Origin of the sequence: Mesoflavibacter zeaxanthinifaciens DSM 18436, from assembly GCF_000422365.1 — a bacterium.
GTDB classification, from domain to species: Bacteria; Bacteroidota; Bacteroidia; order Flavobacteriales; family Flavobacteriaceae; genus Mesoflavibacter; species Mesoflavibacter zeaxanthinifaciens.
In genome coordinates this window covers 1-9,219 of record NZ_AULQ01000014.1, presented here as the reverse complement: position 1 = coordinate 9,219, position 9,219 = coordinate 1, and the positions used below count along the sequence as shown (strand labels likewise).

The 9,219-nt window shown below is 32.2% G+C and carries 13 protein-coding genes; all 13 read left to right on the top strand.

The features are described 5' to 3' along the window. A partial coding sequence (locus H574_RS14695) for a hypothetical protein (RefSeq protein WP_027880810.1) occupies positions 1 to 356 on the top strand: 356 nt, incomplete at its 5' end. Between the two features lie 144 nt (positions 357 to 500). Continuing rightward, the gene (locus tag H574_RS0111955; protein ID WP_155912666.1) at positions 501 to 1,073 is read left to right on the top strand and encodes a hypothetical protein; all 573 of its coding nucleotides are present in this window, start codon (positions 501 to 503) and stop codon (positions 1,071 to 1,073) included. 162 nt (positions 1,074 to 1,235) lie between these two features. Next, on the top strand, positions 1,236 to 1,838 hold the full coding sequence (locus tag H574_RS0111950; RefSeq protein WP_027880808.1) for a hypothetical protein: 603 nt from the start codon (positions 1,236 to 1,238) through the stop codon (positions 1,836 to 1,838). Between the two features lie 158 nt (positions 1,839 to 1,996). Beyond that, the gene (locus H574_RS0111945) at positions 1,997 to 2,590 is read left to right on the top strand and encodes a hypothetical protein (protein ID WP_027880807.1); all 594 of its coding nucleotides are present in this window, start codon (positions 1,997 to 1,999) and stop codon (positions 2,588 to 2,590) included. A gap of 111 nt (positions 2,591 to 2,701) precedes the next feature. After that, a complete protein-coding gene (locus H574_RS0111940; protein WP_027880806.1) occupies positions 2,702 to 3,214 on the top strand; it encodes an SMI1/KNR4 family protein in 513 nt (170 codons plus the stop codon). Between the two features lie 149 nt (positions 3,215 to 3,363). Further along, the gene (locus tag H574_RS0111935; protein WP_027880805.1) at positions 3,364 to 3,876 is read left to right on the top strand and encodes a hypothetical protein; all 513 of its coding nucleotides are present in this window, start codon (positions 3,364 to 3,366) and stop codon (positions 3,874 to 3,876) included. A gap of 156 nt (positions 3,877 to 4,032) precedes the next feature. Then, complete coding sequence (locus H574_RS0111930; protein WP_027880804.1) at positions 4,033 to 4,800, top strand: hypothetical protein; 768 nt, start codon at positions 4,033 to 4,035, stop codon at positions 4,798 to 4,800. A gap of 171 nt (positions 4,801 to 4,971) precedes the next feature. Continuing rightward, positions 4,972 to 5,442, top strand: a complete 471-nt coding sequence (locus H574_RS0111925) for a hypothetical protein (RefSeq protein WP_155912664.1) — start codon at positions 4,972 to 4,974, stop codon at positions 5,440 to 5,442. A 163-nt stretch (positions 5,443 to 5,605) separates the two neighbouring features. Beyond that, entirely contained in the window at positions 5,606 to 6,064 is a 459-nt protein-coding gene (locus tag H574_RS0111920; protein ID WP_027880802.1) for a DUF2750 domain-containing protein, read from the top strand. A gap of 201 nt (positions 6,065 to 6,265) precedes the next feature. After that, entirely contained in the window at positions 6,266 to 6,466 is a 201-nt protein-coding gene (locus H574_RS0111915; RefSeq protein ID WP_205619343.1) for a hypothetical protein, read from the top strand. 5 nt (positions 6,467 to 6,471) lie between these two features. Beyond that, positions 6,472 to 6,993: a DUF4145 domain-containing protein gene (locus H574_RS14205; protein WP_051169887.1), complete on the top strand. Its 522-nt coding sequence runs from the start codon at positions 6,472 to 6,474 to the stop codon at positions 6,991 to 6,993. A 302-nt stretch (positions 6,994 to 7,295) separates the two neighbouring features. After that, positions 7,296 to 7,805: a hypothetical protein gene (locus H574_RS0111900; protein ID WP_027880800.1), complete on the top strand. Its 510-nt coding sequence runs from the start codon at positions 7,296 to 7,298 to the stop codon at positions 7,803 to 7,805. A 157-nt stretch (positions 7,806 to 7,962) separates the two neighbouring features. Beyond that, the gene (locus tag H574_RS0111895) at positions 7,963 to 8,679 is read left to right on the top strand and encodes a hypothetical protein (protein ID WP_027880799.1); all 717 of its coding nucleotides are present in this window, start codon (positions 7,963 to 7,965) and stop codon (positions 8,677 to 8,679) included. Positions 8,680 to 9,219 lie beyond the last annotated feature (540 nt).

Sequence of the window (9,219 nt, the reverse complement as noted above, 5' to 3'; positions counted from 1 at the left end):
CAGAATTTAATATTGTTGGAAAATGGGAATGGGAATCTTATTCTTCTTCTGGTAACTTTGTTTTTTACAGTAACGGAATAGCTGAAATGGAATCTGAGAATGAAAAAATCGGTGGAAATGACTTTATGAGAAACGGAAAAAAATTCAGTCTTGAATATAAAATTGACTATAACAAAACACCAAAAACTTTGGACTTAATATTCACAGAATTGGAGAGTAAAAAACAATTAAAAATTCCAGGGATAATTGATATTGTGGAAAAAGATATTCTATTGTATGCACGAGGCAAAAATGGAATAAGACCGAAAAGTATTGCTGAATCTGATGACAAAATTACACTTTATAGAATTAAATAAAAACTGCACACAACAACGGCTATAATCCATTGCGGCTGAAATTCCTATCGGAATTTCATTGCAATTTGCTATCTTTCGGCTATGGCGGAAAGAATCCTGCGGATTTTTCCGCAACGTATCATAGCCAAAACCGTTAGCAAACATATGAGAAACGAAAAGTTCAACATATTAATTTTAATTTTTACAATCCTAATTTTTGGTTGTAAACAAAAAGTTGAGCCGAAAAAATCTGAATTTAGAGTCACGCAAGATTACTCCGAATTTAAAACGAAAATGGAAAATAACGATACTCTGAATATTGGAGTCGATTTATCTATGTGTATGTGGAGTGAATATGACCGATTACAAATCACAAAAACCAACGATAGTGTATTTCTTCAACTAAAAGAAAAAAGAGTAATGGACGATGAGCCTGTTCATTTTGATAAAGTTCTTTATGAATTAAAAAACGATACGCTGAATTTAGAAAAAATGATGGCTGATTTTGATATTGATTATCAAGAAGAAATAAGCAGTCCATTTTTTATAATAATTAACCCAAAAGAAAAAGAGACAATTCTATTGAGAACAACTGGACTTGGGAATCGCGGATTTAATATTGAACGTTACCAAAGAATTATGTTTGAGTTGTATCCCAAAGAAATGGAAAAATATAGGCTTGAATATATGGTTCCGCCACCAGAGCTGAGTGAAATTGAAGAAAATGAAATGGAATAAAATACGTTTGCTAACAATGTATAACCGCAATTACGGCGGATTCGACTACGTCCGAATCCACTCGGAATTGCTAACGTCAGTGCTTAACCGTAAATTAACGCATATAAACCCGTAACTGACGGTTATACGAAACCGTTGTAAAACATTTAGAAAATTGAACTAATGAAAAAAATCATTTTATCACTTCTACTTTTAAACTCTTTATTTTCATTTGCCCAAACTGATTCTAAAACTAAAGACTTAAACAAGAACAAAGGTTTTTTTAATATTACTAAAGTTGGATTTATTGCAATTACTGATCTAAAACAAGATCTTTTTATAGAAGGAGAAGGCGGATTTTATTCCGAACTTGACGCAAATAAATCACACGCTTGGAGTTTGCAAACTATAAATGGCTATTTTATTTCGCCGAAATTTTCTCTTGGAATTGCGGTTGGACTTGATGGCTATCACAATCCAAATTTCAACACTTTGCCAGTTTTATTAGACATAAGAACTTACATGACTGATGAAGAAAATTCTATATATGCCTTTTTAGACATTGGACCTTCTTTAAGAGTTGGTGGAGAAAACTCTGAATTGAGAAAAGGAATGGTTTTTAATATTGGTATTGGCTACAAATTTAAGGTTGGAAAAAAGTTATTTTTAATTTCAGACCTTTCATATTCTCACAAAACAATTAGCTTAACGGATGAATGGATTGATAAATCTGATTTTGTTATTAAAGCAAATGGAATTGGTTTAAACCTTGGAATAATTTTCTAACAAATGAAAAAAAACGTTTTACAACAACGTGTATAATTAATTGCGGCTGAAATTCCTATCGGAATTTCATTCTTATTAATTATCTTTGGTTTACAGCGGAAAATGACTGCGTCCTTTCCCGCAACTAATCATACACACCAACGTTGGCATTAATTTAAATGAAACAATTCACAATCATATCAATTCTTATCTTTTTAGTGTCGTGTTCATCGACATTTAAGATTGTTGAACAACCGACAGAGTACTCAACAGTAATTGAAAAAGGACGAATAACTGGAGTTATATTTAAAGAAAATGGTGCTTGTTTTTTATGCCTTCAAGATAAAGAAAGATTCACTCCGACAATTGATGACATTCAAAAAACTGAGAGAATACTCGAACAAAATTTAAAAGAAGCGAATAAATCTAGAACGAACCAAGTTGACAATTGTCCAGTAATCCACAAAAAACTGAAATCATACAGAAGACAATACTTTGGTTACATTGACAGTAGCGGAAAGAAAATCATTTATGTAACTTTCAATTGGGACAGATATTCGATTTTCGATAGACTCAGAGGATATTACAAAGACGAAAGTGAAAATTGGAAAAAAGAAAAGGAAATGGTATTGGACGGATGCAGTTACCATTGGGAAATAAAAATTAACTTAGACACAGAAGAGGTCTTTGAATTAGGAGTTAATGGAGTTGCTTTGAACGAAAGAAAAAATAAAAAACTAATGCCAACAATGTATAAATTCAATTGCGGCTGAATTTCCTGCGGAAATTCATTGCAATTTTCTATCTTTCAGTCTCAATCGGAAAATCGTACCGATTTTCCGCAACTGAAATTTATACGCTAACGTTGTGGTTAATTTGAAAAAATGAACAGTCTACTAAAACAAATATCAGAGAAAGCGATTGATTTAGCTAATTTTGAGTTTACTCAAGAGCAGACTGAAAATAAATGGTTAGGAAGTAAACCAGCTTCGGAAAGTGAAATAAAATTGACCGAAAAAAGACTCGGAATTGAATTCCCATCCGATTTTAAAAAGTTCTTATCCATAACAAACGGATTTTCTGCACCAAATGATATCGAGCCGACTTTTGAGCCAACTAACAAAATTGACTATTTAAAGAACATTGATAGTTTTATAATCGAAGCCTACAGCATTGACGGAATTGAAAATATTGGAAAAGAACTAGAAAAAAGTATTCTTGTTGGTGGAATAAATGAAGAGCAATACTTTTTATTAATTCCATCTGACTTAACAGCAGGGAAATGGAAATACTGGAAGTTTGCAAATTGGCATCCTGCAGAAGAAGAACACGAAAATTTGGAAAGTTATTTCAAAGACGTATTGGAATTTATAAATGAACAACTTGAAACGGAATAAAAAACTAACCACAACAATGTATAAATTCAATTGCGGCTGAATTTCCTACGGAAATTCATTGCAATTTTCTATCTTTCAGCTCAATCGGAAAATCGTACCGATTTTCCGCAACTGAAATTTATACGCAAACGTTGGCAACAATTTGAGAAATGAGGAAATACATTCAAATTTTAATAATTTTATTGACATTATCTGCTTGCGGACAAAAAGAAGCTGAAAAGAAAACACCAGAAAATGTGAATGAAAAACCTGTGGAATCGGAACAAAAAACTGATTCCGAAAAGGTGGAAAAATGGACAGATTCTAATGGAAACGTTTTCATCGAAAAAGGAAATGAAATTTCTATAATTCCTGCCAAATACAATAAAACTGGAAAAACATACAAAGTATTTATTTACAATGAAACTTCTGACGGAATTGGAATCATTAGTGATTTAAAAATAAAACCGAATGAATCTAAAGTTTTTAATCTTAAAGACACTGACACTCTAAAATTAGAAAATGGAGTGAAATTTATGTTTGGGGAAACTTATGGACTTGAAATTGAGGACAAAAATTCTCAAGTTAGTGGACTTGGAGGAAAATATTTAGACATTTATAAAGTTCCTGATGATGCTGAATGGGCTTTTGTCATAGTACCAATTGGAGATGGAGATAAATAAAAAACTGTTGCCAACAATGTATAACCGCAATTACGGCGGATTCGACTACGTCCGAATCCACTCGGAATTGCTAACGTCAGTGCTTAACCGAAAATCATTAACTTTAAATCCGTAACTGACGGTTATACGAGACCGTTGGGCACAATTAAAAACAGAATGAATAGACTTTTAATTTTACTTTTTTCAATATTCTTAATTGGTTGTTGCAATGAACCAAAATTGCTGAATAACGGACTGACTCAAAAAGCGACACAAATTACCGAATACACAATCAAAGTGAAAAACGATTCTCTGAATAATCAGATTCAAGACACGCTTGTAATTACCGAAAAGAAATACAACGAAAATGACCAAATAATCAGCAGACATCAACGGAATTTATTTGCTGACGAAACAATGGACATTGAATTCATTTACAATAATCAAAAAAAGATAAAAAGAGAAATTGTGACACTTTCAAACGACAGTTCAAATTTTATTGTTGATTATTTCTACAAAGACACATTGCTTTTGGAAACAAAATCTGAATCCAAAAATGACATTTTTCAATTCAAACAAATTGGAGGTTACAAATATAATTCTGACAACAAACTAAAAGAAAGTTCATTGAAACAAATCTACATTGACGTTGAAACAAATGACACAATAACTAATACTCTTGAAGTAAGTAAATATAACGACAGGGAATTTGTAATTGAATCCAAACTATCGGACTTTAGAAAACCTGAACGGAATCGAAAGACTGAATATAAATACGATTGTGGAATTTTAATGGAAATTAAAGAATTTAATAGCAAAGACTCTCTGATTTCAACAACAGAATACAAATACGAATTTGACAAGTTTGAAAATTGGACAAAAAGGAAATCAATTGAGAATGACAAACTAAATTACATACGAACGAGGGAAATAGAATATAAATAACTGTGCCCAACAATGTATAACCGCAATTACGGCGGATTCGACTACGTCCGAATCCACTCGGAATTGCTAACGTCTGTGCTAAACCGAAAAACAGTTACTTTAAACCCGCAACTGACGGTTATACTAAACCGTTAGCATACATTTATGAAAAACGCAATTACAATTCTACTTTTGACTTTACATTTAGTAAGTTGTGGACAATCAAAAACCGAAAAAGGAACTGAATCTAAAAAAGATTCAACAGATGTTGGCTTTGGAAGTATTTGGAAAAATATGGATGAAGAGAAGGCTGAAAAAGATTATAAAGAATTCCTTGAAAAACGTGAATTGAAAATTAAGTTTGACCAAAAAGAATGGTTAAAACATAACGATGATAGCAATCATAAAAGTCCGAGATGGAATATGCTTACGGATTTACGAGAAAATTATCTGAATAAAGAACTGAATAAAACTCAAATAATAAATCTACTCGGAAAACCATTTGAATTGGAAAAGCGATATGTGGAATCGACAAATGACACATTGAATTTAATGCTGTATCCTGTTGGCGCATATAGCGGATTTGGAATGGATTTTGACTTTTTAGTTATCTCTCTTGACGAAAATGACAAGAAAATTAAAGTTTGGGTAGAACAACACTGAATTAAAAAAACGTATGCTAACAACGTATAAAAATAATTGCTATTTTGTGCTTAAACAAAGTTAGTTGCATATTTGCTACATCTGAATTTCCTGCGGAAATTCCTCGCACGCAAATACGCAACTATTCTTATACATCAACGTTACCTGCAAGCTGAAAAAAACTATGTTCCAAGATTCAATCACATTGAAAAACCGACATCAGAAATTCATAAAGACAGTTTCTGAAAGCGGAATAGTTTACGGACTGAAAAGTAAAAATGGATTGGCAACATCGAGTTCAACCCAATTTGAAGACGATGATGGAAACCCAATCGGAATGATATGCTTTTGGGCGGAAAAGGTTCGAGCTAAATCTTGCGCGAAAGACGAATGGAAAAAATTCAACGTGACCGAAATCCCATTGGCGGAATTTATGGAAAATTGGTGTGTTGGAATGGCTAATGATGGACTTCTAATCGGAACACAATTTGACCAAAATCTGTTCGGATATGAAGTCGAACCATTGGACTTGATAATAGAATTAACGTCTGAATTAAAATCAATCGGAAAGAATTTGACATTCAGAAAATTTAACGCAATTGCGGACTTGGAAAAACAAGTAAACGAAATAATAAATGAATAAAGCCAGCAGGTAACAATGGTTATAATTCATTGCGGTTGAATTCCTAATCGGAATTCAAGGCAATTTTGCTATCTTTCGGCTACGGCGGAAAGAATCCTGCGGATTTTTCCGCAACGAAATCATAGCCGAGACCGTTGTGCACAATATCCCAATAGAACGTAAATAAAAGAAAATAAAGATAGAGTAATAATTGCAAGCGACGTGAACGAACGTGACGGAATTGGAGTTGAAATCTATCGAAATGACGAATTAGTTGCGGAAATTTTTAGGGATGATACAGAAAAAACTAGAACAATACGAGTTTTTAAAGACAGTATTTCTCTTGAACAAATGGAAGAATTTATTCAGATATTTAAAAAAGAAATTCCTTGGGATTTTATAAATTATGACAACCTTAAATAGAAATTATGAAATTTGTAAAACCAGAAGTATTTTCTAATAATTTCACTTGTCCAAATTGTGGTGTTCTATCAAAACAAGATTGGTGGAGTGTTAAATGGAGCGGTAGCAGGGACAGTGGTCATAGGCGAGAATACGAAAATTTGAGAGTTGGAAAATGTCATAATTGCAACGAAAACACTCTTTGGGTTCAAGACAAAATGCATTATCCTGAAAATGGAAATGCACCATTCCCGAATCCTGAAATGCCAGAATCTGTTCGAAAACTATATTTAGAAGCTACATCAATACATTCAAAATCTTCAAGAGGAGCAGCAGCTTTATTAAGGCTTTCAATTCAAGTTCTCTGTAAAGAATTAGGAGAAAGTGGAAAAAATATTAATAAAGACATAGGAGAACTTGTAAAAAAAGGACTTCCTGAAATTGTACAACAATCGCTGACATTGTGCGTGTTACTGGAAATGATGCTGTTCATCCTGGACAAATTGATACAGACAACCCGGAAACTGTTGGACAGCTTTTTGACTTAGTAAATATAATTGTCGAATATATGATAGCTCTGCCTAAAAGAGTTAGCGGAATTTACAATGGTTTACCAAGCGATAAAATTAACGGAATTTCAAATCGAGATAATAAATAAATACTGTGCACAACAATGGCTATAAGTAATTGCTCGTTCTCGCCTACTTCTGAAAATCCTTGCGGATTTTCAGCTTGGTGTGTACTTGCAAAGTTAAGTACTAACCCACGCAACTACTCATAGCCGATACCGTTGGCAACAATTTGAATGAAAAACATATTCTACATATTAATATTAGTTTTTTGTCAAACGATGACAAGTCAAACTACTGAATCTGAAAAAATATTTTGGGATTTAATTGACTATAAACTGAATTCAGATAAATATTCTGATATTGGTTATTTAGATAAGGTAGATTTCGGAACGTTAGAATATCATCTATCCAACATTAAGAAAGACTCTACTCTTAAATACTACGATAACAGAATCAAGAAAAGTGACAGTATAATATTATCTCTCGGAGAAAAGGAATATTTAATATCTGAACTAAAAGCATCCGAAAATTACTCTTGGGATTTAGCTGACAAAAAGGAACTTATAAAAGTTGAGCAAAAAAATATATTGGAATTCCTAAAAGCAGATAAAAAACGGGAACTGAAAATCATATCTAAACCGATTTTTATAAGAAACGGAAAAGTTGCTTGCGTTTTTAGTGTCCATCTTTGTTGTGGACATATTTATGGCTATGTAAATATTTCACTTTATAAAAAAACAAATGAAAAATGGGAACGTTGGATTCCAATGTCAGAAGGTGCTTTCTAAAAAAAAAGTACTACTGCCAACAATGTATAACCGCAATTACGGCGGATTCGACTACGTCCGAATCCACTCGAAATTGCTAACGCTAGTTCTTAACCGAAAATCATTAACTTTAATCCCGTAACTGACGGTTATACGAGACCGTTAGAGCACATTTGAGATGAACGATATAGACTTATTACATAATTGGTGTTTAGGCTGTGAAAATCATAGAAAATCCTTAGATGGTCCAATTTGTGAAATCACTGAGAAAAGACCTGATTTTATAAATACTTGTACTCAATATTTAGGAAATAAAAAAAAGCTAGTAAAAAGTCAACAAAAACTAATTGAGATTAATTTTAAAGACGATAGATACTTTGAAAAAATTAGACCAACTTTATTATCGAAAGAGCAGAAAAAAATGCCGAATGAATTAATCTTGAGAAATAAAAAATTCGATTTTAATTTTGTTTATATATTATGTTTAGATTTCTTCGGAGCTTATTTTTTGCATTATTTTAAAAATGACACGCTTGACATTCTGAATATTGAATTCTTAAAGATATTTGGGTTTTTGACAATCTTTTCAATTCCAATATTCGGAATTTTGATTGCTAAAATGGCTGACCAAACAGAAAAAATAACTCTATCTAAAAATGGATTGAAAATTGAAAACAAAAACTTAATAAGTTGGAATAACACTTTCACTTATATTTTAACTAAATATGCGAATACTGATAAAAATTCTTGGATGAGAAATGAATTTTTAGTTGTGAAAAAGCCATTTGAGAAAGAAATTATAGTATCTATTGATAGTTTAGAAAAAAAACCATCTGAATTGAGCAATTTAATAGAAAACTATAAAAAAACGTACCCTAACAACGTGTATAATTAATTGCGGCTGAAATTCCTATCGGAATTTCATTCTTATTAATTATCTTTGGTTTACTGCGGAAAATGACTGCGTCCTTTCCCGCAACTAATCATACACACCAACGTTGGTTGCAATAACCGAATTAAAAACTAAGCGTAAAAATCGTGCGAATTTTGAACTTTGAAAATAGCGGAACTTTGCGCAAAAAAACATAACGGAAACCGAATTTAATACTCGAAACCGAAACGTGACGCTGAATTGAAAAATGTAAAACGGAACTGTGCGCAGAAATCAACTTGAGCGGAATTTAAAAAACGTGAATTGATCACTGCTACTCTATCGAATTCCAAAATTGCGGAATCAAAACGTGGAATTGAATAGCAGAACGCAAATCAAAACGGAATGAATCTCAAAAAACTGAAATATAACTGCAACCAACATTGTATAAATTCAATTGCGACTGAATTTCCTACGGAAATTCATTGCAATTTTCTATCTTTCAGTTTCAATCGGAAAATCGTACCGATTTTCCGCAACTGAAATTTATACGCTAACGTTAGC